The 26,295-nt window shown below is 67.6% G+C and carries 19 protein-coding genes; 2 read left to right on the plus strand and 17 right to left on the minus strand.

The genetic code is table 11. From position 1 onward, the window contains the following. Window positions 1-69: 69 nt before the first annotated feature. From P0Y43_RS18590 to P0Y43_RS18625, 8 genes are all read right to left on the minus strand, one after another. On the minus strand, window positions 70-2,517 hold the full coding sequence (locus tag P0Y43_RS18590; protein WP_275638719.1) for a TonB-dependent receptor plug domain-containing protein: 2,448 nt from the start codon (window positions 2,515-2,517) through the stop codon (window positions 70-72). A 139-nt stretch (window positions 2,518-2,656) separates the two neighbouring features. Further along, window positions 2,657-4,909: a TonB-dependent receptor gene (locus P0Y43_RS18595; protein WP_275638720.1), complete on the minus strand. Its 2,253-nt coding sequence runs from the start codon at window positions 4,907-4,909 to the stop codon at window positions 2,657-2,659. 272 nt (window positions 4,910-5,181) lie between these two features. Further along, window positions 5,182-6,240: an ABC transporter substrate-binding protein gene (locus P0Y43_RS18600; protein WP_275638721.1), complete on the minus strand. Its 1,059-nt coding sequence runs from the start codon at window positions 6,238-6,240 to the stop codon at window positions 5,182-5,184. Continuing rightward, the gene (locus P0Y43_RS18605) at window positions 6,237-7,304 is read right to left on the minus strand and encodes an ABC transporter substrate-binding protein (RefSeq protein ID WP_275638722.1); all 1,068 of its coding nucleotides are present in this window, start codon (window positions 7,302-7,304) and stop codon (window positions 6,237-6,239) included. Before P0Y43_RS18605 ends, P0Y43_RS18600 begins: the two co-directional genes overlap by 4 nt. 20 nt (window positions 7,305-7,324) lie before the next feature. Beyond that, window positions 7,325-8,473 carry an LLM class flavin-dependent oxidoreductase gene (locus P0Y43_RS18610; RefSeq protein WP_275638723.1) on the minus strand — a complete coding sequence of 383 codons (1,149 nt, stop codon included), beginning with the start codon at window positions 8,471-8,473 and terminating at the stop codon, window positions 7,325-7,327. Between the two features lie 177 nt (window positions 8,474-8,650). Beyond that, window positions 8,651-9,751, minus strand: coding sequence for an alkene reductase (locus P0Y43_RS18615; RefSeq protein WP_275638724.1), 1,101 nt, complete (start codon window positions 9,749-9,751; stop codon window positions 8,651-8,653). A gap of 31 nt (window positions 9,752-9,782) precedes the next feature. Further along, entirely contained in the window at window positions 9,783-10,970 is a 1,188-nt protein-coding gene (locus tag P0Y43_RS18620) for an MFS transporter (RefSeq protein ID WP_275638725.1), read from the minus strand. 224 nt (window positions 10,971-11,194) lie between these two features. Next, window positions 11,195-12,100: a LysR substrate-binding domain-containing protein gene (locus P0Y43_RS18625; protein WP_275638726.1), complete on the minus strand. Its 906-nt coding sequence runs from the start codon at window positions 12,098-12,100 to the stop codon at window positions 11,195-11,197. A gap of 238 nt (window positions 12,101-12,338) precedes the next feature. On the opposite strand from P0Y43_RS18625, the gene P0Y43_RS18630 reads away from it, so the two are divergent. Both P0Y43_RS18630 and P0Y43_RS18635 read left to right on the plus strand, forming a co-directional pair. Next, window positions 12,339-13,604, plus strand: coding sequence for a dicarboxylate/amino acid:cation symporter (locus P0Y43_RS18630; RefSeq protein WP_275638727.1), 1,266 nt, complete (start codon window positions 12,339-12,341; stop codon window positions 13,602-13,604). Window positions 13,605-13,615: 11 nt separating this feature from the next. Beyond that, window positions 13,616-15,049: an amino acid racemase gene (locus P0Y43_RS18635; RefSeq protein ID WP_275638728.1), complete on the plus strand. Its 1,434-nt coding sequence runs from the start codon at window positions 13,616-13,618 to the stop codon at window positions 15,047-15,049. A 72-nt stretch (window positions 15,050-15,121) separates the two neighbouring features. Here P0Y43_RS18635 and P0Y43_RS18640 read toward each other — a convergent pair whose 3' ends face one another. The 9 genes from P0Y43_RS18640 to P0Y43_RS18680 form a co-directional block, all read right to left on the minus strand. Further along, window positions 15,122-15,454 carry a bacteriocin immunity protein gene (locus tag P0Y43_RS18640; RefSeq protein ID WP_345774570.1) on the minus strand — a complete coding sequence of 111 codons (333 nt, stop codon included), beginning with the start codon at window positions 15,452-15,454 and terminating at the stop codon, window positions 15,122-15,124. Window positions 15,455-15,474: 20 nt separating this feature from the next. Continuing rightward, the gene (locus P0Y43_RS18645) at window positions 15,475-15,726 is read right to left on the minus strand and encodes a bacteriocin immunity protein (RefSeq protein WP_275638729.1); all 252 of its coding nucleotides are present in this window, start codon (window positions 15,724-15,726) and stop codon (window positions 15,475-15,477) included. Then, window positions 15,617-16,930, minus strand: coding sequence for an S-type pyocin domain-containing protein (locus tag P0Y43_RS18650; protein WP_275638730.1), 1,314 nt, complete (start codon window positions 16,928-16,930; stop codon window positions 15,617-15,619). Before P0Y43_RS18650 ends, P0Y43_RS18645 begins: the two co-directional genes overlap by 110 nt. A 225-nt stretch (window positions 16,931-17,155) precedes the next feature. Next, window positions 17,156-18,244, minus strand: coding sequence for an LLM class flavin-dependent oxidoreductase (locus P0Y43_RS18655; RefSeq protein WP_275638731.1), 1,089 nt, complete (start codon window positions 18,242-18,244; stop codon window positions 17,156-17,158). 29 nt (window positions 18,245-18,273) lie between these two features. Continuing rightward, window positions 18,274-20,826: a TonB-dependent receptor gene (locus P0Y43_RS18660; protein WP_275638732.1), complete on the minus strand. Its 2,553-nt coding sequence runs from the start codon at window positions 20,824-20,826 to the stop codon at window positions 18,274-18,276. A gap of 150 nt (window positions 20,827-20,976) precedes the next feature. Further along, window positions 20,977-22,530 carry an ABC transporter substrate-binding protein gene (locus P0Y43_RS18665; protein ID WP_275638733.1) on the minus strand — a complete coding sequence of 518 codons (1,554 nt, stop codon included), beginning with the start codon at window positions 22,528-22,530 and terminating at the stop codon, window positions 20,977-20,979. 4 nt (window positions 22,531-22,534) lie between these two features. Further along, complete coding sequence (locus P0Y43_RS18670; protein WP_275638734.1) at window positions 22,535-23,734, minus strand: LLM class flavin-dependent oxidoreductase; 1,200 nt, start codon at window positions 23,732-23,734, stop codon at window positions 22,535-22,537. Window positions 23,735-23,747: 13 nt separating this feature from the next. Then, window positions 23,748-24,971, minus strand: a complete 1,224-nt coding sequence (locus P0Y43_RS18675) for a lipase family protein (RefSeq protein WP_275638735.1) — start codon at window positions 24,969-24,971, stop codon at window positions 23,748-23,750. A 22-nt stretch (window positions 24,972-24,993) separates the two neighbouring features. Further along, entirely contained in the window at window positions 24,994-26,067 is a 1,074-nt protein-coding gene (locus tag P0Y43_RS18680; protein WP_275638736.1) for an ABC transporter substrate-binding protein, read from the minus strand. Between the last annotated feature and the right edge of the window lie 228 nt (window positions 26,068-26,295).

Here is a 26,295-nt window from a genome sequence, read left to right on the forward strand (position 1 = left end):
AGGTACCTGTTGGAGCGGGCTTGCCCCGCGATGGCGTCGGTGGGTCCACCACCGACACCCTGTTCAGCCTCAGAAATCGTAACTCACACTGGTGTAGTAGAACGCCCCCTGCGCCCCCTCGGGGCTGGTGATCGAATACTTCGGCACCCCATACAACTGCGCGCCTTCCAGCTTGTCCGGGTGGCTGTCGAACAGGTTGATCGCGCCCACCGAGAACGTCAGCCCGAGGTCGAAGCGGTACGCCACGTCCAGGTCGGTCACCCACTGCGCGCTGAAGGTCTGGTCCAGCGCCGGGTTGGTGGCGTTGCGGTTCTGCCATTCGCCATAGCGTCGCTGGGCCACGGTCACGCTCCAGCCCTCGTACAGCCAGTTGGCGCTCAGGGTCAGCTTGTCCTTCGGGGTGCCGTCCTCGATCAGGCCCTGGGTATTGCGGCCGATGATCTGGTTGCCGGGAATGCCGCCCACATCGTCCAACCCGGTGATGCGCGTGTTGTTGCGCGCATAGCCGCCGTTCAGGTTGAGCTGGCCCCAGCGGCCCAGGTCGAGCTGGTAGTTGCCGGCCAGTTCCACGCCGTCGGTGCGGGTGTCGGCGATGTTGCTGTAGAACGCCGCGCTCTGGATATTGGCGTAAGGCGTGCCGGCGAAGATCGGCGTGACCACCGAGGCCGGCAACTGGTCGGACAGGGTGATGCGGTTGTCGATGTCGATGCGGTAGGCGTCGAGGGTCACCGAGGCATTGGGCAGTGGGCGCCACACCAGGCCCACCGAGAAGTTGGTCGACTCCTCTGGCTTGAGCGCCTTGCCGCCGAGCAACTGCGCCTCGGGGCTGTCGGCGCGCAGGGTGCGCTGCTGCACCTCGACCCAGTTGCCGCTGCCCGGCGGCTGCTCGACCACCTGCACGCTGAACGACGACAGCCCGCTCTGCACCAGCGAGGGCGCGCGGTAGCCGGTGCTGGCGCTGGCCCGCGCGGCGATCTGCGGGGTGAAGTCGTAGCGCACCGAGAGCTTGCCGTTGGTGGTGTCGCCGAAGTCCGAATAATGCTCGCTGCGCACCGCCAGGCCCGCCTGGAATCGCTCGGTGACCTGCGCCTCGACGTCGAAGTAGGCGCCGATCACCCGGCGGTCCAGTGACGCGGCGTCGACCTGGGTGATGCCCGAGTAGTAGCCGGGCAGGCGGCGGCCGGTGAGCGGGTCGAGGGTGTTGAACAGCGGGCCGTTGGCCCAGCCGGCCGCATCGCCGGCGGTCAGGTCGTAGTGCTCCTTGCGCCAGGCGAGGCCGCCAGAAACGGTCAGGGGCTTGAACAGCAGGTCGGTGGCGAAGTCGCGGGTCCAGTCCAGGGTCAGGTTGGTCTGGTCGGCCTCGCGCCGGCCGGTGTAGATAGTCGACGGGCTGGCCGCGCCCCAGCTGGGGTTGATGGCGTCGCGGTCGGTGGAGTCGAGACGGTCGTTGCCGTAGTTCAGCGCCAGGTCGAACTTGCCCAGGGCCTCGTCTTCCCAGCGCAGGCCGCCGGTGGCGGCGTAGTCCTGCAGGCCGTAGCGGGTGATCGGCAGGCGCCCGTCCGGGTAGCGCGCCAGGGCCGTGCTGCCGTAGTTGCTGCGCAGGGTGGTGGGCGGGTCGAAGAAGCCCTCGGCGTCAGTGTTCTTGTGCGCGTAGGTGGCGAAGCCGTAGGCGCTCAGGCCGCCGCCCAGGCCCACCTCGGCGTTGGCGGTGAAGTTGTACTGGTCGGAGACGTTGCCCGAGCCCCAGCGCCAGTTGCGGTAGCGGTTGTTCTGCTCGCGCGGGGTGTTGATGCTGGTGGAGCCGGGGTAGAACAGGCGGTTGTCGTCGCGGGTGTCGCTGGCCGGGTCCTGGCTGCCGGCGTCGAAGGCCAGGGTGAGGAAACCGTCGTTGGGCAGGGCGAAGCCTTTCCAGCCGCTGAGTTTGCGTTGCAGGCCGTCGCCCTTGTCGTAGCCGCCGAAGCGGTAGCCGACGTTGCCGCCGTCGTCGCGCTCCTTGAGCACGATGTTGATCACCCCGGCGATGGCGTCGGAGCCGTACTGGGCGGCGGCGCCGTCACGCAGGATCTCCACCCGCTCGATGGCGGCCAGGGGAATCAGGCTGAGGTCCACCGCCGCCGCGCCGCGACCGTTGACCAGGCCCTGGCGAGTGACGTTGGCGCTGGTGTGGCGGCGCTTGCCGTTGACCAGCACCAGCACCTGGTCCGAGGCCAGGCCGCGCAGCGAGGCGCCCTGGGCGATGGAGCCGGCGAAGGCGCCCTGGGGCGCCTGTGGGAAGCTGAACGACGGCGAGAGGGCGGTGAGGGCGCTGGAAAGGTCGCTGGCGCCGGTTTCACGCAGTTGCTCGCCGCTGAGCACATCGACCGGCGCTGCGCTTTGCAGGGCGGTGACGTCGCTTCTGTGGGTGCCGACCACGACCACGGTGTCGAGGCGGTCGTTGGGTTCGGCGGCGAAAGCGGGCACGGCGAGGCCGGCGATGGCCACGGCGATGGCGCGGGCCAAGGGGGTGTGGTGGGGCATCTGGGGTTCCTGCTGAAGGTGGGTTGGATGGGCCGGCCCTATCGCGGGGCAAGCCCGCTCCTACAGGTACCCCGCAGTTTTCAGGGCCTGCGATAAACCTGGAGCGGGCTTGCCCCGCGATAGGGCCGCAAAGGGCGACTCAGAACCGGCTGGTGACACTCAACCCCACGGTGCGCGGGTCGCCGTAGGTGATCACGTACTGCCCGGCGGTGCCGTTGGGCCGGCCGTGCACCTGGTAGCGACGGTCGGTGAGGTTGTTGACGAAGCCGGTGACGCTGAGCTTGTCGTCGGCGCTGAACCAACTCAGGCGCGCGTTGGCCAGGGTGTAGTGCGGTTGGCTGAGGGTCGAATCGACGCTGCTCTGGCGGTCGGCGAGGAAGTACTCCTTGTCGCGCAAGCTCACATCGCCCCCGGCCACCACGCGCCCCGGCACATCCAGCGGCAAGGTGTAGTCGGCGCCCAGCGACACCACGTGGCGCGGCGAGCGCACGAAACTGTTGCCGCTGTAGTCGGCGGTCACCGCCCCGGTGGTCGGGTTGACGTTCTTGAAGTCGGTGTACTCGGTGTCGAGGAACGACAACGCCGCGCGCAGGTGCAGGCGCTCGGTCGGCTGGCCTTCGATCTCCAGCTCCGCGCCCTTGACCTTGCCCTTGGCGCCGTTGGTCAGCGCGGTGGTGAGCACGCCGTTGTTGACCGTCAGCAGGTTCACCTGGATGTCCGAGTAGTCGTAGTAGAAGACGTTGGCGTTGACCGTCAGGCGGCGGTCGAACCACTCGGACTTCAGGCCCAGCTCGTAGGCGTCGAGTTCTTCCGGGTCGACCGTGGTCAACTGCGCCAGGCTGGTCGAAAGGCCGGTGTTGAAACCGCCGGAGCGGAAGCCGTGGGCGTAGCGGAAGAACACGCGCAGGTTGTCGTTGATGCGGTATTCCGGGGTCAGGTCGTAGGTCCAGGCTTCCCAGGTCTTGTCCTGCTGGCGGTTGCCGTTGGTGCCGGCGCCGGCGACCGGGATCAGCGGGCCGGCCGCGCTGGCGCGGGTCAACTGCACCAAGTCCAGGTCGATGTCCTTTTTCTCCTGGGTCCAACGCAGGCCGCCGGTGACGCTGAAGGCCTCGGTGAAGTCGTAGGTCAGGTTGCCGAACAGCGCGTAGCTGTCGGTGGCGTGGTCGAAGTCCTGGTCACGGAACGCGGTGCCGCCGACCTGGTTGGAGCCGGTGCCGTTGGGCGTCGGGCCCGGGGTGACCACGCGCAGCGCCGAGCTGTCGAGGTCTTCGTGGAAGTAGTGGGCGCCGGCCAGCCAGTGCAGCGGGCGGTCGGTCGGCGAGGCCAGGCGCAGTTCCTGGGACCACTGGCGGTAGCTGTTGTCGGTGATCGACGCGCCGTTGACCTCGTAGGGGGTGTAGTCGGCGTCGGTGGTGGAGCGGTTGCGGATGTAGTCGTAGGCGCTGATCGAGGTCAGGGTGTAGTCGCCCACGTACCAGTTCAGCGTCAGCGAGGCGCCGTCGTGGTCCAGGCGATAGTCTTCGTTGACGTTCAGCGCGATGTCGCGGCCCTCGGGGCGCTGGTAGCCGACGTTGTAGTAGCGGCCCACCGGCAGCGAGCCGTTGCTGCCGTCGCCCTTGAACTGGCGGCTGTGGATTTTCAGCAGGGCGTCCAGGTCGGGGTTGAGCTGGGCGAGGAACTGCAGGCGGATGGCCTTCTTGTTGACGTCGCCGTAGGTGTTGCCGTCGAAGTCGTTCTTCTGGAAACCGTCGCGCTCCTCGGAATACAGCGACACGCGCCCGGCCAGCTTCTCGTCCACCAGCGTGCCGCCGAGGGCGCCGGTGAGGATGCGTTCGTTCTTGCTGCCGAAGCCGAGGGTGCCGTAGCCGTCGGTGTCGAAAGTCGGCTTCTTCGAGATCACGTTGACCGCGCCTGCGGTGGTGTTCTTGCCATACAAGGTGCCCTGCGGCCCACGCAGGATCTCGATGCGTTCCAGGTCGAACAGCGGCCCGCCGCCGGCGATGGGCGCATTGAGGTAGACGTCGTCGGCGTAGATGCCCACCGGGTACACGGTGGCCGCCCCCGTGTCACCGGTGCCCAGGCCGCGGATGTACCAGCGTGGGCGGCCGTCGCCGTCGGGGTTCTTGGCCGCGGCGTTGGGCACGAAGGTGGTCAGGTCGCCCATCGAGCGCACGCCGTCGGCGGTGATCTGCGTGCCCTTGATCGCCGACACCGCGACCGGCACTTCCTGGAGGGTTTCCTCGCGGTGCTGGGCGGTGACGGTGACGGTTTCCAGAGCGGTGTCGGTCTTCTTCTCGGTGCTGGGTTCGCTGGCTGCCAGGGCCGTGTGGCTGGCACCGGACAGGAGCAGCGCGAGGCTGACCTGACGGGCCAGAGGGTTGAGCTGGTGCATGTGATTCTCCCCGTGTGTAAGTGTTGTTGGGGAGGGTTAGAGCAGGGACTGTGCCAGCATCTATAAAGTATTGTTTTTTATTGGTTTTTCGAGTTTTTTCGGAGGCTTTTCGGCGAGGTTGCGGGCGGGGCAGCAAGGGGTTGTTTGTGTGGTGCTGCTGGGGCAGCAATGAGGGCAGGGGATGTTGGTGGGGCAGCAGTTGGGTGGGGCATTTAGCGCCTATCGCGGGCTTGCCCCGCGATAGGGCCGGCACAGCCACTGGGAATGCGAGATCAGACCGCCACCCGCGAGGTCGACCCGATCACCTTCTCCAGCACACTGAAATCGATCCACTCACGCACCTCGAAGCGGCGCGCAATGAACCCCCAGCGGTGCAGAAACTCGGTGAAGTCCTGCAACGCCTCGATCGAGCGGTTATCCAGCGTGGTACGCAGCCGTCGGTGCGCATCCTCGCCATAGGCCGTCGCCACCCAGTACTCGCTGGTGTTCAGCTCGCGGGCCAGGAAGCGCCGGGTTTCCTCGGGGTTGGCCCAGGCCCATTGCTCGGTGCGCAGCACGGTGTCGACCAGGGTCACGCTGGCCTCGAAATGCTCGCGCAGCAGGTGGCTGTCCACGGTCAGGGTGCGCGGCGTGCCGTTGTTGCTACGGATCAGCGGGTCCGGGTGGCTGCCGGTATCGACCACCACGCGCAGGCCGAACTCGTGGGCCAGGCTCACCGCGTGCGCGCCCTTTAGGAAGATCGCGTCGATGTCGCCGCGCAGCAGGCCGATCAGCTCGTTGTTGCGCCGGCTGAAGCGGCTGGTGCCCAGGCTCACCGCCGAGCCGTAGAGGTGGTGCTTGGGGTCGTCGCTGTAGGTGCCGCCGTAGGGGTAGTCGACCAGCTCCACGTCGGCCACCGCCAGGCCCTCCAGCTTCAGCGCATTCTCCAGGCCGCGCAGGGCCTGGGCGCGGGTGAAGTCGATCTGCACGTTGGCCCACTTGGGCAGGCCGAAGCGGCGGTTCTTCAGGTCGCGGATGGTGCGCACGCCGCTTTCCTCGGTGGTGAGGATCAACTGCACCTCGTCGATCCACGACAGCCCCAGCACCCGCGTGTCGACGCCGCTGGCGTAGGCCCACAGGGCCGGGATGCTGCCGCCGTGGCGCACCGAGTTTTGCAGGTGGTGGTCGTAGTGGGCCTCGCGCACTTCGCGTTCGCTGGATTCGCGCAACGACTGGATGTTCGTGCCGAACGGCTGGAAGGCCTGGGCCAGGCGCCCGGACTGCACGGCGATGCCGAGCCCGGTGGGCACCGGGCTGTGGGTGTACCAGAGGGTTTCCAGGGGCTTGCTCATAGGGCGATCGAAGTCCTTTCCATGGAAGGGGTGCCAGCCTGCAGGGCGTCCAGCGGGCGCCGGTCGATCCAGTCGCTGACGGCGAAACTGGCGGGGATGAAGCGCCAGCGCTTGAGGAAGTGCACGAAGTCCTGCAACGCGGCCAGGGCCTGTTCGTCCAGGCCGGTACGCAGGCGCAAGTGGGCGTCGTTGCCGTAGGCGACGCTGACCCAGTACTCGCTGCTGTTGGTCTCGCGGGCCAGGTAGCGGCGGGTTTCGTCGGGGTGCTGGTGCGCCCACTGCTCGGCGCGCAGCACGGCGGCGAGCACGGTCTCGGCCACCTGTGGGTGCTGGGCCAGCAGGTGGGCGTCCACCGCCAGGGTGCGTGGGGTGCCGTTGTTGCTGCGGATCAGCGGGTCGGGGTGGCTGCCGGTGTCGATCACCGTGTGCAGGCCAAAGGCATGGGCCAGTTGCGCGGCGCTGGCGCCCTTGAGGAAGATCGCGTCCACCTCGCCGCGCAGCAGCCCGGTCAGCTCCAGGTTGCGGCCCTCGCTCTGCGGCGCGGACACCGGCGTGCCGTCTACTTCGCGCACCGGGCGGTCGCTGAACGTGCCGGCGTAGCGGTAGTTCACCAACTGCACGTCGCCGACTTGCAGGCCTTCGAGCTTCAGGGCGTTTTCCAGGCCGCGCAGGGCCTGGGCGCGGGTGAAGTCGATCTGCGCAGAGGCCCAGTCGGGCAGGCCGAAGCGCCGCCCGGCGAGGTCCTTGACGCTGCGGATGCCGCTGTCTGGGCGGGTCAGGATCAGTTGCGCCTCATCCGCCCAGGACAGGCCGATCACCCGCGTCTCGCGGCCCTGGGCGCGGGCCCAGATGGCCGGGATGCTGCCGCCGTGACGCACCGAGTTGCGCAGGGTGTGGTCGAAGTGCGACTCGCGCACCGCCTGTTCATCGGCTTCGCGCAGCGAGCGCACGCCGGTGCCAAGGGCGGCGAGGTCGGCTTGCAGCCAGCCTTGTTGCACGGCGATGCCGAGCCCGGTGGGCACCGGGCAGCGGGTGTACCAGAGAGTATCGAGGGGTTGGCTCATGATGGGCTTCCCGGCCGCGCTCAGGCGCTGGCCTTCAAGTGAGTGACGGAGGGTTGCTGCAGCAGCGGCAGCACTTCCTGGCCGATGCGCAGGGCCTCTTCGAGGTGCGGGTTGGCGGCCAGGATGAAGGTGGAGAAGCCGGCGTCGCGGTATTCGGCCAGGCGTTCGGCGATGTGCTGGTGGCTGCCCACCAGGCCCACGGTCGGGCCGGGCTTGGCCTTGGCGAAGCCGGCCCACAGGTTGCGCGCCAGGATCAGCTCGTCGAAGCCTTGCAGGTGCTGGTGGTAGGCCGCCTGGCGCGCGCCACCGACCGAGTCGGAACCGCTGATGAAGCCCTTGGCGGTGGCGCTGGCCTGGCCCTCCAGGCGTTCGAATTGCTGGCGCAGCTCGCGCCAGGCCTGCTCTTCGGTCTCGCGGGCGAACAGGTCCACGCGCAGGCCGAAGCGCACCGTGCGCCCTTGCTTGTCGGCCAGCTCGCGCACCCGCTCCAGGTGCGGCTTGAGTTTGTCGATCGGCTCGGCCCAGTTCAGGTACACGTCGGCGTGGCGTGCGGCCACTTCCAGTGCGGCGTCGGAGAAGCCGGAGAAGTACACGCCGGGCTTGCGCTCGTGGGCCAGGCCCGGTGGCAGGCTGCCGTGTTCCAGGCGGTAGATGTCGCCGTCGTAGGAGAATGTGTCGTGGCTCCACAGGCCTTGGATCACGTCGAGGAACTCGCTCGTGCGCTTATAGCGCAGGTCGTGTTCGAGGAAGTCGCCGTTGGCCCGCTGGCTGGCCGGGTTGCCACCGGTGATGATGTTCCAGTCCAGGCGCCCGCCGCTGAGGTTCTGCAGGATCGCCGCCTGTTGCGCGGCATAGGCGGGCAGGGTCCAGGTGGCCTGGAAGGCGATCAGGAAGCGGATGCGCCGGGTCTCGCGGGCCAGCGCCGCGGCGGCGATCCACGGCTCGGGGCCGGTGGGCAGTAGCGCGCCCTCGAAGCCGGCGAGTTCGGCGGCCTTGGCCACCTGGGCGATGTAGTCGATGTAGGTGAAGCCGTCGGCCTCGCCATTGGGCAGGCGGCCGGGGGCGATGTGGCCGGGGCGGTGCTGCGGGTTGCCACGGTTGTGGCGGTCGGTCGACAGCTGCGGGCCGTCGGTGCCCAACGGCAGGCGCCAGAAGAATTCGGTGGTCATGGGGGCTCCTGGTAAGGAATGCGCGAATGACCGGGGTGGTGCAACGGCTGTGCCATGGCGGGTGCGGAGCCCGTGGGGCGGGGCTTGGCGAGGCGGCGCGGGGAGCGGTTGCTGCTGGAGCAGCAGCGCGGCAGCAGTGGATGCTGGGGGAGCAGCAGCCACCGCGGCCAGGTGGGGTCAGGCCAGGGTCGGGTAGTCGACCAGGCCTTGGGCGCCACCGCCGAACAGCGTTTCGCGCACGTGCTCGGCCAAGGGCGCGTCGAGGCGCAGGCGCTGCGGCAGGTCCGGGTTGGCGACGAAGGGCCGGCCGAAGCCGATCAGGTCGGCCCAGCCTTCGGCCACGGCCTGGCGGGCGCGCTCGCCGGTGTACTTGCCGGCGTACACCATCACCCCCGGGAACACCGCGCGCAGCTGCTGCTTGAAGCTCAGCGGCATGTCCGGGGCGTCGTCCCAGTCGGCCTCGGCGATGTGCAGGTAGCCGATGCCGATTTCGCCCAGGCGCTTGGCGGCGGCGGTGTAGGTGGTGACCGGGTCGGCGTCGACACAGCCGTTGAGGGTGGTCAGCGGTGCCAGGCGCACGCCGACGCGGGCGCGCTCGCCCGTGCCGTCGACCAGGGCGCGGGCGACTTCGTCGAGAAAGCGCAGGCGGTTGTCCAGCGAACCGCCGTAGCGGTCGCTGCGGTCGTTGGCCTCGGAGTCGAGGAACTGGTTGACCAGGTAGCCGTTGGCGGCGTGCAGCTCGACCCCGTCGAAGCCGGCGGTCATGGCGTTGCGTGCGGCCTGGCGGTACTGCTCGACGATACCGGCGATTTCATCCTCGGCCAGCGCGCGCGGCGTGGACGCCTGGACGAAGCCGGGGGTGCCGTCGGGGTTGTCGATGAACACGTTGACCCCTTCAGCCTGGCGCGCCGTGGACGACACTGGCGGCTGGCCGCCGAGCAGGCTGCTGTGGCTGAGCCGGCCGACGTGCCAGAGCTGGGCGAAGATGCGCCCGCCGGCGGCGTGCACAGCGTCGGTGACCAGGCGCCAGCCCTCGATCTGCTCGGCGGTGTGGAGGCCAGGGGTGCGGGCATAGCCCTTGCCCATCGGCGTGATCCAGGTGCCTTCGCTGACGATCAGCCCGGCGCTGGCGCGCTGGGCGTAGTACTCGGCCATCAGCGCGGTGGGCACGTCGCCCGGTTGTGCGGCGCGCGAGCGGGTCATCGGCGGCATGAGGATACGGTTGGGCAGGTTCAGGCCACCCAGTTGCAGCGGTTGGAACAGCGGGTCGCGGTTCATGCGGTGTCTCCAAAGCGTCGAGGGTGAAGGGTCAGTTGATGGCGGTGGCCGGCGTGCTGGCGGCGCGGCGGTCGAGGCGGCCGCTGTAGACGGTCAGGGCCAGGGCGCCGAGGGTGACCAGCGCGGCGATCCACGGCGTGTGGCCCAGGCCCAGGTGCTGCACCACCTGCGCGCCGGCCCAGGAGCCACCGGCCACGCCCAGGTTGAAGGCGGCGATGTTGAAGCCTGCGGCCACGTCGACGGCGTCCGGCGCCACCTGTTCGGCCTGCTGCACCACGTACACCTGCAGCCCCGGCACGTTGCCGAAGGCCACGGCGCCCCAGGCCAGCACGGTGAGCACCACCAGCACCGGGTGCGGCGCGGTGAAGGTCAGCACCATCAGCACCACGGCCAGGGCCAGGAAGATGGTCGACAGCGCGCTGACCGGGCCCTTGCGGTCGGCCAGGCGGCCGCCCCAGACGTTGCCCAGTGCCACCGACACGCCGTAGGCCAGCAGCACCAGGGCGACGCTGTTCGGGCCGAAGCCGGCGATGTCCTGCAGGATCGGCGCGAGGAAGGTGAAGGCGATCAGCGAGCCGCCATAACCCACGGCGGTCATGGCGTACACCAGCAGCAGGCGCGGTTGCAGCATCACCCGCAGTTGGCGCAGCAGCGGCGCCGGCGCGCTGTGCTGGATGCCCTTGGGCACGAACAGCAGGGCGCCGAGCAGGGCGATGAGGCCGAAGGCGGCGACCACCAGGAAGGTCGTGCGCCAGCCGAAGTGCTGGCCGATGAAGGTACCCAGCGGGATGCCGGTGACGAACGCCACGGTCATGCCGCTGAACATGGTGGCGATGGCGCTGGCGGCCTTTTCCTTGCTCACCAGGTTGGTGGCGATGATCGAGCCGACCGAGAAGAACACCCCGTGGGCCAGGCCCGTGAGGATGCGCGCGACGATCAGCGATTCGTAGCTGGGCGCCTGCCAGGCCACCAGGTTACCGGCGGTGAACAGCGCCATCAGCCCGACCAGCAGCAGCTTGCGCGGGATGCGCCCGGTCATGGCGGTGAGCAGCGGGGCGCCGATGGCCACGCTCAGGGCGTACAGGCTGACCAGCAGGCCGGCGGAGGGCAGGGTGACCGAGAGGTCGTTGGCGATGGTCGGGATCAGGCCGACGATGACGAATTCCGTGGTGCCGATGGCGAAGGCACTCAGGGTCAGGGCGAGCAGGGCAAGTGGCATGGGGAGCACCAGGTTGTTCAGGGATGGTGCGGATTCTGGGCAGGTGGCCGTGGGGGAAAAAGCGGGTTTGGGGACAATCAGTTTTGCTCTGCAAGCAAAGAAGTCGGCGGTGTCTTTGCTGGCCCTATCGCGGGCAAGCCCGCTCCAGGTACCCCGCAGTGCTTAGGGTCAGTGGTTAACCTGTGGGGGGCTACACCCGCGATAGGGGCGTCACTGACCCATCGCTAAACCACATCCCGCTCCAACGACTTCCACAACTCCAGCATCGTCTGGTTGCCATTGCCCACCGAGCGGAACGACCAGATCTCCAGCTCCGCGCTCCACTGCGCTCCCCCGGCGCGCACCAGTCGCCCGGCCGCCAGTTCTTCCTCGACCGCCGACTCCGGCAACCAGGTGATCCCATACCCCTCGCGCGCCATGCGCATCAGGTGCATGGCCATGTCCGCCTCGTAGAAGCGCTTCAGGTGCGCCTGCCCTGGCTGCCCCTGCAACACCACATCCACCACTCGCCCGAGGAAGGAGGTGGCGGTGTATGCCAGGTACGGAATCGGCGTTTCCGGCGTGCCCGGCAGGGCGAACAGCGGCTTGCCCTCGGCATCCGGCGCCGACACCGGGAAGAACGCATCGCTGCCCAGGCGCAGGCCGACGAACTTGTCCGGGTCGAGCACGATCGGCGCGCGCGGGTGGCTGTAGCCGATCATCAGGTCGCAGCCGCCCTCGGCCAGGGCGATCACCGCCTCCTGCACGTTGGCCGCCAGCACCCGCGCGTTGAAGTAGCCGTTGCGCCGCTGGAACTGGGCGAACCATTTGGGCAGGAAGGTCATCGACAGGGTGTGCCCGGCCACTACCTGGATCGACCGCCCCGGCATGCGCTCGCCGCGGCGCAGCGCCGAGCGCAGTTCGAGGAACACCGACAGCGCCTCGCGGCCCTCGTCGCAGAAGGTCTGCCCGGCCTTGGTCAGTTGCACCGGGTAGGTGCCGCGGTCGACCAGCTCGACCCCCACCCAGTCCTCCAGCGAGCGGATGCGCCGCGACAGCGCCGACTGGGTGATGCAACGCAGCTCGGCGGCGCGGGAGAAGTTCTTGGTCTGGGCGATCGCCAGTAGGTCGTCGATCCATTTGGTTTGCATGTGCGTGGCTCGGCAAAGGGGGCAGGTTCTGGGACAGGTGCGCGGTCCTTGTGGGAGCGGCCTTGCGCCGCGAAAGGGCCGCGCAGCGGCCGCGGCGATATCATGCCTGGCACTGGGGCAATAACCATGACGATTACGCATAGAACTATGGCGCATCCTCATCAGCTGTCGATGCCAGCCGTCGTAGCCTGTCCCCCGCCCCCACTTCAGAGGTGGCGCACGACAGGCAGAGGTCGCCATGAACAACAAGAAACTACCCCGTTACATTGCCGTGGCGATCGTCCTCGGCATCCTCGTCGGCTGGCTGTGCAACAGCTACGCCGGTTCAGCCCAGGCAGCCAAGGACATCGCTGGCTACTTCAGCCTGGTCACCGACATCTTCCTGCGCATGATCAAGATGATCATCGCCCCCCTGGTGTTCGCCACCCTGGTGGCCGGCATCAGCAGCCTGGGCAGCTCGGCCTCGGTGGGGCGTATCGGCCTGCGTTCGATGACCTGGTTCGTCAGCGCCTCGGTGTTCTCCCTGGCCCTGGGCATGCTCTTGGTCAACGTGTTCCAGCCGGGCGCCGACCTGCACCTGAGCGTGCCCCAGGCCCAGGCCGCCAGCGCGGTGCCGGTCAGTGCCGGCGACTTCAGCCTCAAGACCTTCATCAGCCACGTGTTCCCGCGCAGCATCGCCGAGGCCATGGCCAACAACGAGATCCTGCAGATCGTGGTGTTCTCGCTGTTCTTCGGCCTGGCCCTGGCCTACGTGCGCCAGCAAGGCAACACGCGCATCGGGCAGTTGGTGGACGAGCTGGCCAAGGTGATGTTCCGCATCACCGACTACGTGATGCTGTTCGCCCCGGTCGGTGTGTTCGCCGCGCTGGCCGCCGCCGTCACCACCCAGGGCATCGGCCTGCTGTTGGACTACGGCAAGCTGATCGGCCAGTTCTACGTCGGCATCCTGCTGCTGTGGCTGGCGCTGTTCGCGGTTGGCTACGCCTTCCTCGGGCGCCCGGTGTTCACCCTCGGCAAGCTGATCCGCGAGCCGGTGCTGCTGGCGTTCTCCACCGCCAGCAGCGAGTCGGCCTACCCCAAGACCATCGATGCGCTGGAGAAATTCGGCGCGCCCAAGCGTGTGTCGAGTTTCGTCCTGCCACTGGGTTACTCGTTCAACCTCGACGGCTCGATGATGTACCAGGCCTTCGCCATCCTGTTCATCGCCCAGGCCTACGGCATCGACCTGAGCTTCACCCAGCAGTTGTTGATCCTGCTGACGCTGATGGTCACCAGCAAGGGCATGGCCGGGGTGGCGCGGGCCTCGGTGGTGGTGGTCGCGGCCACGCTGCCGATGTTCCACCTGCCTGAGGCGGGGCTGCTGTTGATCCTGGCCATCGACCAGTTCCTCGACATGGGCCGCACCGCCACCAACGTGGTCGGTAACAGCATCGCCACGGCGGTGATCGCCAAGCTCGAAGACCGCCACGCCCCCCAACCGCAAGCAGCGGCGCAGGCCGCCTGATGAGAGCGCCCATGAAAACCTCCCGCACCCTGGGCATCGTCGGTGGCCTTGGCGCCCTGGCCGGCGGCGACCTGTTCCTGAAGCTGCTCAAGAGCGAAGCGTTGCTGGCCGACCAGGGCCGCTACCACCTGTTGTTCGAGCAGCACCCGTTCAAGGACCTGGCGCTGCCCTTGGCTGCCGAGGCCAGCATGACCTCGCGCAAGCTGTACGTGTTCCAGGCCTGCCAGCGCCACGCCGCCCGCGGCGCCGACGCGTTATTGGTGCCGTGCTTCGCCAGCCAGACCTTCCTCGACGAACTGCGCGGCGAGCTGGACATCCCGGTGCTCGACTTGATGGCGGCGCTCCAGGCCCATGTGCGCCAGCGGGTCGAGCCCGGCGCGCGCCTGGGCGTGCTGGCGTCGGATTACGTGCGTGGCGCGGGGCTGTTCGAGCGCTGCTTCGGCGCTGAGTTCGAGCTGCTGTACCCCTCGGCGCCGCAGCAGGCGTCGCTGATGCAGGCGGTGTACGGCGCGGCGGGTTTGAAGGCCGGGCAACTGGACGGCGTGGCGCTGGAGCTGTTGCACGAGGTGTGCCTGGACCTCGACCGCCAGGGCGCGACCCTGCTGCTGCCGGGCATGACCGAACTGTCGCTGGTGGCGGCCGACCTGCAACGTCGCGGCCTGCGCTGCGTGGATGCCAACCAGGTGTATGCCGACTACGCCGGCGCCCTGGAGGCTCGCGCTACCGCGCCGGCGTTCAAGCTGGGCATCGTCGGCGGCGTCGGCCCGGCGGCGACCGTGGATTTCATGGGCAAGGTGGTGAAGAACACCCCTGCGGGGCGCGACCAGGAGCACATCAAGATGGTGGTCGAGCACAACCCGCAGATCCCCGACCGCACCGCCAACCTGCTGCACCGCCAGGCCGACCCGACGGTGGCGCTGTACGCGACCTGCAAGCGCCTGGCGTGCGAGGGCGCGATGGCCATCGCCATACCGTGCAATACCGCGCATGCGTATGTGGAGCGGATCCAGGAGCACCTGGAGGTGCCGATCGTCAACATGCTGAGCGAGACGGTCGAGTTCATCGTGCGCCGCTATGGCGTGGCGCCGAAGGTGGGGTTGCTGGCCACCTCGGGGACCATCGCCAGTGGTGTCTACCACGAGGCCGCGCAGCGTGCCGGGCTGGTGTTGCTGGTGCCCGACGAGGCGGCGCAGGCGCGGGTGATGCGGGCGATCTATGGCGAGCGTGGGGTCAAGGCGGGGTTTACCGAGGGGCTGTGCAAGGAGGACCTGTTGATGGCGGCGGCGCAGTTGGTGGAGCAGGGGGCGGGGGTGTTGATCCTGGGGTGTACCGAGTTGCCGTTGATTCTGGCGCAGGGCGAGGATGTGGCGATTGGCGGGGGGAGGGTGGCGTTGGTCGACCCGACCGAGGTGCTCGCGCGGCGGTGTGTGGCATTGGCCATATGATGTGCCGGCCCCATCGCGGGCCGGTATGGACGACCAAATGGCCAATGATCATGCAGGTCTTTGAGATTGATATCAGCCGGCTTTGAAACCTGGTTTACCATTGGCCGCGCGCCAGGCCTTCACCTCTGCCACTATGAATTCCGGGCCGTCTTTTCCTGGTTCGGGATAGGCAAATAAGTCAGATTTTGCCGGGTGCTCAGAAATTCGCTCGAATGCCGCCACTGCATTAATGTGCTCTTGGTCAGTCGGATAGTCGGCGGTGTAGATCTTGATCGCGAACTCAAGGAACTCCGCCTGAGTGAAGTCGCTAATAGATGTTTTCAATTTCTTCTCCCTTGTCGCGATGGACCCTATCGCGGGGCCCGCGATAGGGCCGGTATGGACGACCAAATGGCCAATGGTCATGCAGGTCTTTGAGATTGATATCAGCCGGCTTTGAAGCCTGGTTTACCATTGGCCGCGCGCCAGGCCTTCACCTCTGCCACTATGAATTCCGGGCCGTCCTTTCCTGGCTCGGGATAATATAGAAGGTCAGAGCCTGAGGGGTGCTCGGTGAGTCGTTCAAATTCAAGTACCGCTTCGATTTGCTCGGCTTCGGAGGGGAAGTTTGCATAATAGGTTTTTCTGACAAACGCCAGAAACTCTGTTTCCGTGTAATCGGATAATTGGATTTTCATTGTTGCTTTCTCCGGTGGATTTCAATGTGCAGTCTTGGGGGGTTAGCGTGATGTTGTCTACATCATAAACATCTCCGCCTAGAGAAATAGGCTTTCTGTGATGAAGCTCATACACACTGCGAGCGCCAACGCGTTCTGATCGTGGGACGAATGGCGCTTGTCCTAGTTTCATTTTTGCAAGATTACCGGCATTGAATTGAGTGGCGAGTGACTGCTCGCTGGCAACTGCCTTCCAAAGGCTGCTTCTGAACCCTCTCCAGTTAGAAAATGATTGACCTCTTAATTTGTCGGCAATTTGACTTGGAATGGTTGCTCCCTCGCCTTGTGATGCGGCAGGTGCCCAAGCACTTTCAATAGTTGTTCCCTGCCCTGTAACTGTTCCAGGCTCCTCCCGCCGGTCCCTGAACATCGTATAGATCGGCAGCATCCCGGAATCCACCGGGAATACGATGATGTAGTCATCGAAACTCGCATCGGCCGCTTCGGGGAAGGCATCTATCCTGCCGTCCATTGGCGTGATGGAGGCCCCGTCATAGACCGGTGGTTCGGGTTGCTCCGTTGGCAGGGTGGTCGAGGGATCGCTCGGGTTGACGATAGGCGTCCAGGTCAATGTGCGAGGCGGTGTATCGGCGGTTGTGGCGCTGTAGAGCTTGCGTTGCGCATCGTAGGTTGCCGCCAGCACGCGCACATCCGCCGGGATCGCCTGGCCATCGGTCGGTATCACCAGAATTTCCGAATGCCCCTCGGCGTCGGTTCTGGAGCTGATGCGATAAGGCAGCTCGGCACTACCCCCGCGCGCGGCGATCGCATGCAAATCGTCTTGTCGATTGGATGCCAGATCCGAAAGCGGCGTTTGCAAGGCGTAGCGCTGGGGCAGTTCGCCATTGCCCAGCCTGGATGAGTAGAGCAGTGCGGAAACACCGACGAAAAGACCCGCCGCCACACTGCTGGCCAGTGCTGCCAGGCCGCCGATTGCCGAACCAATGGAAGCGCGTACCGCCAATTGAGTGGCCGCGGATACCACGCTCCCGGATGCCGTGATGACAGTGGGCCCTGCTAGCGCGAGCGATCCCATGACGGGGTAGGTATTGGCCAGGCGCTCAGCTTCGGCTTTTGCTGCGGCTTCGATAGCGAGACGTTCGGCTTCGGCTTGTGGTAATGAGCGAAGGGAAGAGAGGCTATAGTTCGACTCATATGCCGGCAATGACTGAGAGGCCATAAATAAGTGTTTGGGAAATGAATTACAGCAAAAGAAGAAGATCTGACGGCCTCGTGTCAGACATCTTGTCGATTTAGCGCACCTTCGGGGAATAAGTTGCTGCCACTGGCCCTATCGCGGGGCAAGCCCGCTCCTACAGGTTCACCGCTGATTCTGAGAACGGCGCTGTACCTGTAGGAGCGGGCTTGCCCCGCGATAGGGCCGGCGGTATCACCCCGCAAACCGCGCCTGGCGCCGCCGCACCTCCTCGCGCACCGCCGGGATCACCCAGCGCCCGTAATCCACCGTGTCGTACAACGGGTCATACCCGCGGTTGAGGAAGGTGGTCACCCCCAGGTCGACATAATCCAGCAACGCTTGCGCCACCGTCTCCGGCGTGCCCACCAGCGCGGTGGTGTCGCCGTAGGCGCCCACCGCCGTGGCAGTGGGCATCCACAGCGCGCGGTCGTGGCGGTCGCCCCGGGCGGCGGCGGCCAGCAGGCGCTCCGACCCCGTGCCCTTGAGGCGCTTCTGCCACGGGCTGCCGGCGGCGAACTGTGGGTTGGCCTTGATCTGCGCGAGGATCTCCTCGGCGCGCTGCCAGGCCAGCGCCTCGGTGGCCCCGAGGATCAAGCGCACCGACAGGCTCACCCGAGGCGCTGCCACACCTGCCGCGCCGGCGGCGGCCTTGAGCTTGCCGATCTGCTCGGCCACGCCGCTCAACGGCTCGCCCCACAGGGCATACAGGTCGGCGTGCTTGACCGCGATCTGGTAGGCGATGTCCGACGAGCCGCCGAAGGAGATCGGAATGTGCGGCTGTTGCACCGGCTTGACCGGCGAGAACGCGCCTTTCACCGTGAAATAGCGCCCCTCGAAATCGAACGGCTCCTCCGCCGTCCAGGTGCGCCGGACGATCTCCAGGTATTCGTCGGCGCGTTGGTAGCGCGCGGTCTTGTCCAGCAGCGTGTCGCCTTCCTGCGGTTCGGCGGTGATGCCGGTGATGGCATGCAGGCGGATGCGCCCGCCGCCGGTGGTGTGGTCGAGGGTGGCGAAGGCTCGTGCCGCCACGGTGGGCGCGGTAAGGCCCGGGCGGTGGGCGATCATGAAGCCCAGGCGCTCGGTGTGCGCGGCGGCGTAGGCGGCGATCTGCAGGCTGTCGGCGCTGCCGGGGGCGCTGGCGATCAGCACCCGGTCGAAACCGGCGTGCTCGTGGGCGCGGGCGTGATGGCGGATGAACGGCAGGTCGAAATCCGGCGTGCGCACGCCACGGGTCTCGGACCACTGGCGGGGGAAGATCATACCGACGAATTCAATGGGCATTGGCAAAGGCCTTTCGCTGAGGGTGGGGGTCAGAACTGGTAGTCCACCTGCGCCAGCACGGTGCGCCCGGGCATGGGTTGCAGGAAGGTGTTGGTCGAGCCGGCCAGGCCGCTGACGAAATTCAGCTCGTCGGTGACGTTGAGCACGCGCAGGGTCGCGCCCCACTGCGGCTGGCGGTAGTACAGGGCCAGGTCGAGGTTGTATGCGTCGGGCACCTTCACGGTCTTGCTCAGGTTCAGGTACCAACTGCTGGTCCACCAGCCGGACAGCTCGACGCCAAAGCCCGAGTCGAAGCGGTAGTCGACATACCCGCCCGCGTTGTACTCGGGGATCTGCACCGCGTCGTAGCGCCCGGAAGGCCGCTGGTTGAGGCTGTTGTTGTCGCCGAATACCGTGCCGTTGTCGGGGATGAACCCGGCCGAGGCGAAGCCGGCCTGGCTGGTGAATTCGTTGTAGGCGCTGATGCGGCTGAGGTTCAGGCCGCCGCGCCAGTGCGCGTCCTGGTAGCGCACGGTCGCTTCCAGGCCGCGGACGATCAGGCGGGCGATATTGTTGTTGCTGTCCGGTGCCTGGTCACGGGCCTGGCGGTAGCCGGCCAGGGTGAAGAACAACTGCTCAGGCAGCGCCTCGACTTTCAGCCCCACCTCGTGCAGCACGCTCAGGCTCTGGAACGCCAGCGGGTTGAGCTGGTTGGCGCCGGCGCCGCTGCCCCAGCCCAGGCCGTTGGTGAAGAAGCCGGTGTTGACCGCCAGCGAGCGGTCGAAGGTGTAGTACAGGGTGCTGTTGTCGGTGGGCTTGACGTAGGGGCTGACCTGCACCGAGAACAGCCGGTAGTTGTCGCTGTCCTGGCGCGGGTTGCCGCCGTTGAGCACGAAGGGGTTCTCGATGCGTGCGTCGATCCAGCTGCGGCTGGCGCCGACGTTCAGGCCCACGCGCTCGCCGAAGCGCAGGTTGTGCTGGCTGAACAGGGTCTTGGTGGTCCAGGTACTGTCGGCGGTGTAGGGCGCCACCGATTCGGCGTACAGGCCGTGCCCGGCCGGGTACATGGCCGGCAGGGCGAGCCAGCCGTAGTAGTTGGAGAATTGCGCCACGCCGGGCTGGCCGATCCACGCGCCGTTGCCACCGGCGGGGTTGCGGTTGGCCAGGCCCAGCAGGTCGCCGGGGTTCTTCAGCGACGGGTCGAGGGTCAGGTCGTAGGCGTTGATGGTCGAGCCGAAGCTGTTGTTGGCGGCGATCGACTGGTTGGCCTCGCGGCGGTAGATCAACCCGCTGTTGCTGTCGTCAACGATATGCAGGCTGCCCAGCTGCCACTGGCCACGGGCGCGGAACTCGAAGCGGTTGTCGAAGATGTCGTCCTTGCCCTGCACCTGGAAGGCGCCGACCGCGTCGGTGCTGTCGGTGGAGTGCTGGTAGAAGGTGCTGTTGGCCAGGGTGATCGCCGGGGTCAGCTCGCCCTCCACGCGCAGCTGGGTGGTGAAGCGCCGCGAGCGGTTCTGGTCTTCGGCGCGCTGGCCGGTTTGCGACGACAGCGAGGTCAGGCCGTTGCCGGCCAGGCTCGGGTCGTAGACCCAGCCGCGCAGGCTGCCGGGGCTGGCCTGGGTGTTGGGCGAGGCGGCCTGGAAGCTGCCGTTGACCACCGCGTACTGGCCCTGGGCGTTGCGCTGGCGCTGCACCCAGCCGAGCACCTGGGCGTCGCTGGCGCCGGAGCTGAGCACCGGCGACCACAGGGCGTTGCCGTTCTGGATGATCGGTGTGGCGCGGCCGGCGTAGTACTTGCCGTGGTCGACCAGGTCCTGGGTGGCGCGGTTCCAGCCGTGGGTGATGTTGTAGTCGTAGTAGTCGTCGTAGGCGGCGTTCCAGTCCACCCGCAGGTGGTCGTTGCGAAACGCCAGGGCGCCGTAGAAGGCGTCGAAGTTGTTCTCGACGTTGTCGTAGAAATCCTCCTGGCGCTGGCGGGTGATGCTGACCCGGTAGGCCAGGGCGTCGCTGAGCGGGCCGGTGTGGTCGATGCTGAACTTCGTGGCATCGCGCGATTCGCCGTCGGGCACCCAGCTGCCGATCTCGCCGGAGAGCTTGGTGCGAAAGCGCTCGAAGTCGGGCTTCTTGCTCAGGTAGTTGACGTAGCCACCGCTGCCGCTGACCGAGCCGAAGGTCACCGAGGAGGGGCCGGCGACGATGTCGGCGCCTTCGTAGGCGTTGAAGTTGGCCGGGTGGCGCACGCCGTAGGCGCGCTGCCCGTCCTGGAACACCTCGCTGTTCTGCCCGCGCATCTGCGGGGCGATGCCGGCGTTCTGGCCGCCGCCGCGGGTGATGCCGGGGGCGTACTTGACCAGGTCGTCGGCACTGCGGATCGGGTCGCGGGCCAGTTGCTCGGCGTTGACCTGGGTGACCGAGCGTGGGGTGTCGAGCACCTTGGCTTCAAGGCCGCCGTAGATCGACGACGGTGGGCGGGTGGGCAGGGCGTCGTCGTCGGGTTGCTCGGCCTGGACGGTGACGGTTTGCAGGACGGTGTCGTCGGCCAGCAAGGGCGTGCTGGCCAGGGCCAGCAGGGCGAATGCGGGGTGCAGGGCTGCGCGGGGCATGGGATGGGCCTCGTTCGGGTAGGGTGGAGTGGGGGTGGGGCGCAGCCGCGCCTGCGGTTGTCTTTGGGGTTTTTGTGGGGGAGTGTGCCGGCCCTATGGCGGGGCAAGCCGGCTCCTACAAGTGATAGGGCCGGCCCAGGCAGCGCACGCTCATGACTTGAGCCACAGGCGCTCGAACCGCCAGGTGCTGAACAGCGAGCGCTCCGCCTGCGCCCCGCCGACCCGGCTGCTGACACTGTCGAGCAGGTCGGCATAGCCCCAGATCAGCATCCCGCCACGCTGGTACTGAATCTGCTGCGCCCGGTGCACCAGCGCCTTGCGCTTTTCCAGGTCCGGCTGGGCCATGGCGGCGAGGAACACCTCGCTGAACTCCGCGTCCTTGAAGTGGGTCTTGTTGGCCACCGCGAACGGCGCGTCGGTGTGGATGGCGCTGGCCAGGAACGGCGCGCCGATGCTGCCACCGGTGCTCAGGGTCCAGTCGTCGCGTTGCGGGCCCTGGAAGGTCGCCAGGTCCACCTGGCGCACCTTGAGCGTCACGCCGACGCGCTTGGCCTGCTCGGCCAGCACCAGCGCCGAGGCCAGCCCTGGCCCCGGCGTGGTCACCAGCTCCACCTCCAGTTGCTCCTGCCCCGCCTCCTTGAGCAACTGCATCGCCCGCTGCGGGTCGTGCGGGCGCGGGCCGAGGGCGCTGTTGAAGGTCGGGTCGAACGGCGCGTACAGGTCGTTCGCCACCCGGCCCTGGCCATTGAGCGCGCGGCGCACCAGTTCCTCGCGGTCGGCCAGCAGGCGAAACGCCTCGCGCACCCGTGGGTCGTCGAACGGCGCCTTGGCGGTGTTCATGTCGAACGACAGCCAGTTGCCGCTCACCGACGTGAGCAGTTGCAGGCGCGGGTCGGCCTGCAGCACTTGCAGGTGCTCGGTGGACATCACATTGGCCATGTCGATCTGCCCGGCGCGCAGGGCCGCCAGGCGCCCGGTCTGGTCCTTGAAGTCGATGATCTCCAGCTCGTCGGCGTAGGGTTTGCCGGGCTTGAAGTAGTTGTCGAAGCGGGTGAACAGCGAGCGTTGCCCGGGGGTGAAGCTTTTGAGCTTGTAGGGGCCGGCGCCCACCGGGTTGGTGACGGGGTGGTAGTCCACCGGCACGATGCCGCCGAAGTTCACCCAGGTCTCGGGCAGCGGCAGGTAGCTGCGCCCGCCCTTGAAGCCCAGGCGCACGGTGCGCGCGTCGAGCTTTTGCAAATGGTCGCGGTCGACCCAGTGCAGCAGCGCCGCGTAGGGCGAGGCCAACTGTGGGTCGGTGAGGCGGCGGATGGAGAAGATCAGGTCGTCGGCGTCGATGGTCTTGCCGTGGTGGAACTCCAGGCCCGGTTGCAGGCGCAGGGTCCACTCGCTGGCATCGGCATTGGGCTCGGCGAACTCGGCCAGGGCCAGGCGCGGTTGCATCTGCTCGTCCCACTCCCACAGCTTGCTGTACAGCGCGAAGCCGCGCACGATGCCGCCGCCGATCGGCTTGTGGGCGTCGAGGTTGCTGCTCTGGTTGCCGTCGATGATGCCCAGGCGCAGGCGCCCGCCGTGGCGCGGCTGGTCGGCCACGGCGCCGCCGGGGGTGTCGCTGGGGCCGCAACCGGCCAGCAGCCCGCCGGCCAGTACGCCAGCGTGGCCGAGGAAGCGGCGCCGGCTCAAGGGGTAACCGTCCCTGGTCATGGCGTCAGGCTCCGTTGGCGGCGTGCAGTTGCACGGGGTTGGCCGGCAGGCGGGCGAGGGCGGCGCGCTCGCCGCGAAAGTGCGGCAGGATGTGCTCGCCGAGGCGGTAGGCCTCTTCCAGGTGCGGGTAGCCGGCGAGGAAGAACAGCTCGATGCCGATGGCGTTGTACTCGCGGATGCGCGCCACCACGTTGGCATAGCTGCCCACCAGCGCGCAGCCTGGCGGGATGCCGATGTAGCCGAAGCCGGTCCAGACGTTGGGGTGGATGAAGAAGTCGTCGATGCTCGGCGTATCGCCCTTGTCGGCGAAGCCCTGCTCGTAGCTGAGCTTGCGCGCGGTGCGCAGGCCGGCGTGGGCGGCGCGGGCCTTGACCGCGCCCTTGGCGATGCCTTCGTCGAAGAAACGCTGGGCTTCGGCGCGGGCGGCGTCTTCGGTGTCGCGGGCGATCACGTCGATGGACAGGCCGAAGCGGATGTCGCTGCGCCCATGCTTGAGCGCACGCTCGCGGATGTCGGCGATCAGCGCGGTGATCTCGTCGGGGTGCTCGGCGCGCATCAGGTAGAAGTCGGCGTGCTTGGCGGCGAACTCGCGCGCCGCGATCGACGAGCCAGCGGTGCAGATCAGCGGCAGCTCGGCCTTCTTCAGCGGGCCGCGCAGGCCGCCGCCGTCGGCGCGGTAGTACTTGCCCTGGTAATGGAAATTTTCGTTGTGCCAGTAGCCCTTGACCACGTCCATGAACTCGATGGCGCGCTCATAGCGGTCGTCATGGCTTTCGAAGTCGCCGACCTGGCGCTGGATGGCGTCCGAGCCGCCGTTGATGATGTTCCACACCAAGCGATTGCCGGTGGCGCGCTGGTAGGTGGCGGCCTGCTGCACCGCGACCCAGGGCGTGTAGTGGTAAGGCTGGAAGGCGGTGACGAATTTCAGCGTGCGGGTCTCGCGGGCCAGCAGCGAGCACACCGTCCACGGCTCTTCGCCGCTGGGCGCGTTGACCATCAGCGCGCCACCGAAGCCGTTGATCTCGGCGGCGCGGGCTACCTGGCCGAGGTAGTCGATGTAGGTGAAGTGGTCGCCCACGGCGAAGCCCGAAACGGCGCCGGTGCTCGGCCCGCCGGGGTGCCAGTCGCCGCGGTTGCGGCTGTCGCCGGGAAGGAACTGGGTTTCGCCGTGCAGGGGCAGGCGGGTGAAGAATTCGATGCTCATGGCGGGCCTTCCTTCAACGAACGACGGGGTTGCAGATCGGGGTGACGGGTTGGCCGTTGATCACCTTGTGGGCGAAGGGGATCGAGTCCTTGAGCGAGGCGTTGACCGTCTCGCTGTGGCCCAGGCCCTTGTACAGGTGGCCTTCGACCACGGAGCCGGCGTTGCAGGCGTCCTGCATCAGCTTGGCCTGGCTGGCGGCGGTGGGCGTCTGGTCCTCGGCGCCGGTGCCGATGAAGATCGGCTCGGCCAGCTTCAGGGTCGGGTAGGACACCTGCGCCAGCCATGGCTTGAGTTGGTCGCCCTGGTAGGGCTTCTTGGCGTTGGCGGTGGTCAGGCCGGCGCCGACCACATCGCTGACCAACGACGACAGGCAACTGCTGCGGGCCTGTTCGAACAGGGGCAGGGCCTTGTCGGTGTAGTGGTCGCGTGGGTCGATGCTGGGGTCGTACTGCTGCGCGGCGAGCAGGGTGTAGAAACCGTAGGCCAGGGCTGGGTCGACCTTGTCCTGGTCTTGCTCGCCGACGTTCTTCGAGCCGACGGTGTAGATCACCCCCGTGCCGATGCTGCCCTTCACGCCCAGCTCCGGTGCGTAGGTGGCGGCGTAGGCGCCTGCGGCGAAGGCCCCGGCACCGCCCTGGGACTGGCCGATGATCAGTACCTTGTCGGCCAGGTTCGGCACGCCCTGCACCACGGCGCGCGCGGCGTCGAGGATGCCGTAGGCGGCCATGCGGTTGTTCAGCAGTGGGTGGCCGCCGGGCACGCCCAGGCCCTGGTAGTCGGTGGCGACGATGGCGAAGCCTTCGTCGAGCCAGCGGTTGAGGTATTGCACGTCACGGTATGAGCGCCCGGCCCAGGACGGCGCGCAAATGTCGGCGATGCCCACGGTGCCGTGACCCCAGCTCGCCACCGGCCAACCGCCGGCGGGCGCCTTGCCCTTGGGGATGAACAGCGCGCCGGAGACCACGATCGGGGTCTTGCCGTCGATGCCGTCGAGGGAGGTGTAGAGGATGCGCTGGGCGCTGGCGGCGTTGGGCAGGCTCAGGGCCTTGTCCAGCGGCTCGCTGCGCAGCAGCTTGCCGGGCGTGGCGGGTATCGCCTGGCTCCAGGTGTAGAAGGCCGAGACGCGGCCGTCGCCTTGCTGCGGGTCGGGCTTGGGCGCGAAGGTCTCGGCGGCCATCACGCCGATGGACAAGGCCAGGGCGCTGAGGCCGAAGACGAGGGTAGCGGGCAGTTTCATGGACGGTTCTCTCGAAGGGGGTTCAGGGTTGTTGGCTGAGCGGCTGGCCGAGGGTCGGCCAGTAGCCGGTCAGCTGCAGGTCTTGCAGGGCCTGGCGGGTGAACTGGGTGGCGAGGTCCTGGCGGATGTCGTAGGGCGCGCGGATCAGGCGGTTGTCCAGGGCGTACTGGGCCAGGGCCTGGTAGTGGGCGCGGAGTTGGGCATCGCTCTTCGGGGCCCAGCGTGCCTTCCAGGCCACCGGGTCGTCCTGGTCGTCGCGGCGCAGCACGCTCTCGGCGATGCCGGCGCGCGAGGACAGGGCGTAGTAGGCGTCGCGGTTCTGCTCCTGGGAAATCCACCAGGCGGCCTTGACCCAGGCGGTGGCCACCAGTTGGGTGAGGTCCGGATGCTGCTGGGCGAAGCGATCGGTGCTCCACAGGTCGGAGACCAGGCGCCAGTCGTCGGCGCCCTGCTTGGTCGACCAGAGGATGCGCGCCACGCCCTTGTCTTCGAGGGCATAGGCTTCGTTGAGCAGCACTGCCGCGTCGACCTTGCCGGCCGAGACCGCCGCGGCGCCGACCTGCGGGTTGAGGTTGGCAATCTTGAAGTCGTCCAGGGTCAGGCTCTGGCTATGCAGGTAGTTGCTGAAGGCGAACTCCCACGGCCGGCCACGGTGCAGAGCCAGGCGCTTGCCCTTGAGGTCCTGGAGGCTGCGCACGGGTGAGCCCGCAGGCACCACCAGGTAGATGTTGCTGCCGCTGCCGCCGGGCACGATCAGCTTGCCCGGCACGCCGCCCGCGCCGGCGATCACCGAGGGCAGGTCGCCGCGCACGGCGAAGTCCAGGCTGTCGTTGCTGAAACCTTCGTTGATCTGCGGGCCGGCGCCGGCGTGGGGCAGGGCGACCCATTGCAGCTTGACGCCGCGCTGGGCCAGTTGCTGTTCGAGCCAGCCTTCTTCGATCACCCGCCCAGGGATGCCGCCGAACACCGGCGCGCCGCCCTGGGTGAAGGCGACGATGGCGATGCGCACGGCCGGTGGGGTGTCGGCGGCGAGGGTGGTGAAACTCAGTAGCAGGCCGGTGAGCAGGGCCAGGGCGTGACGCCAGGGGTTGTTCATGTGCGGCTCCAGGAGGTGGTGGTGGGGCCGGGGCCGCACCGCAGCCCCAACCGCCAACAGGGCGTTACACCCCCTTGAGCGAAATGCATGCCAGCGTTTCACAAAACACCCTGCAGGCCACGCGGCACAAGGCCTTTAGCTTGCGCCTCGGCTGTCGCCCCAGCCCTCGACTGCTGATCCCCACGCAGGCCACTGCTGCCCGGTTGCTGCTCCAGCAGCAGCCGAGGT

The sequence above is a fragment of the Pseudomonas entomophila genome (assembly GCF_029193575.1).
Classification (GTDB): Bacteria; Pseudomonadota; Gammaproteobacteria; order Pseudomonadales; family Pseudomonadaceae; genus Aquipseudomonas; species Aquipseudomonas entomophila_G.

Coding starts and splice junctions, on each gene's coding strand:
- P0Y43_RS18590 (WP_275638719.1), bottom strand. CDS start 2,517: ATGCCCCACCACACCCCCTTGGCCCGCGCCATCGCCGTGGCCATCGCC.
- P0Y43_RS18595 (WP_275638720.1), bottom strand. CDS start 4,909: ATGCACCAGCTCAACCCTCTGGCCCGTCAGGTCAGCCTCGCGCTGCTC.
- P0Y43_RS18600 (WP_275638721.1), bottom strand. CDS start 6,240: ATGAGCAAGCCCCTGGAAACCCTCTGGTACACCCACAGCCCGGTGCCC.
- P0Y43_RS18605 (WP_275638722.1), bottom strand. CDS start 7,304: ATGAGCCAACCCCTCGATACTCTCTGGTACACCCGCTGCCCGGTGCCC.
- P0Y43_RS18610 (WP_275638723.1), bottom strand. CDS start 8,473: ATGACCACCGAATTCTTCTGGCGCCTGCCGTTGGGCACCGACGGCCCG.
- P0Y43_RS18615 (WP_275638724.1), bottom strand. CDS start 9,751: ATGAACCGCGACCCGCTGTTCCAACCGCTGCAACTGGGTGGCCTGAAC.
- P0Y43_RS18620 (WP_275638725.1), bottom strand. CDS start 10,970: ATGCCACTTGCCCTGCTCGCCCTGACCCTGAGTGCCTTCGCCATCGGC.
- P0Y43_RS18625 (WP_275638726.1), bottom strand. CDS start 12,100: ATGCAAACCAAATGGATCGACGACCTACTGGCGATCGCCCAGACCAAG.
- P0Y43_RS18630 (WP_275638727.1), top strand. CDS start 12,339: ATGAACAACAAGAAACTACCCCGTTACATTGCCGTGGCGATCGTCCTC.
- P0Y43_RS18635 (WP_275638728.1), top strand. CDS start 13,616: ATGAAAACCTCCCGCACCCTGGGCATCGTCGGTGGCCTTGGCGCCCTG.
- P0Y43_RS18640 (WP_345774570.1), bottom strand. CDS start 15,454: ATGACCATTGGCCATTTGGTCGTCCATACCGGCCCTATCGCGGGCCCC.
- P0Y43_RS18645 (WP_275638729.1), bottom strand. CDS start 15,726: ATGAAAATCCAATTATCCGATTACACGGAAACAGAGTTTCTGGCGTTT.
- P0Y43_RS18655 (WP_275638731.1), bottom strand. CDS start 18,244: ATGCCCATTGAATTCGTCGGTATGATCTTCCCCCGCCAGTGGTCCGAG.
- P0Y43_RS18660 (WP_275638732.1), bottom strand. CDS start 20,826: ATGCCCCGCGCAGCCCTGCACCCCGCATTCGCCCTGCTGGCCCTGGCC.
- P0Y43_RS18665 (WP_275638733.1), bottom strand. CDS start 22,530: ATGACCAGGGACGGTTACCCCTTGAGCCGGCGCCGCTTCCTCGGCCAC.
- P0Y43_RS18670 (WP_275638734.1), bottom strand. CDS start 23,734: ATGAGCATCGAATTCTTCACCCGCCTGCCCCTGCACGGCGAAACCCAG.
- P0Y43_RS18675 (WP_275638735.1), bottom strand. CDS start 24,971: ATGAAACTGCCCGCTACCCTCGTCTTCGGCCTCAGCGCCCTGGCCTTG.
- P0Y43_RS18680 (WP_275638736.1), bottom strand. CDS start 26,067: ATGAACAACCCCTGGCGTCACGCCCTGGCCCTGCTCACCGGCCTGCTA.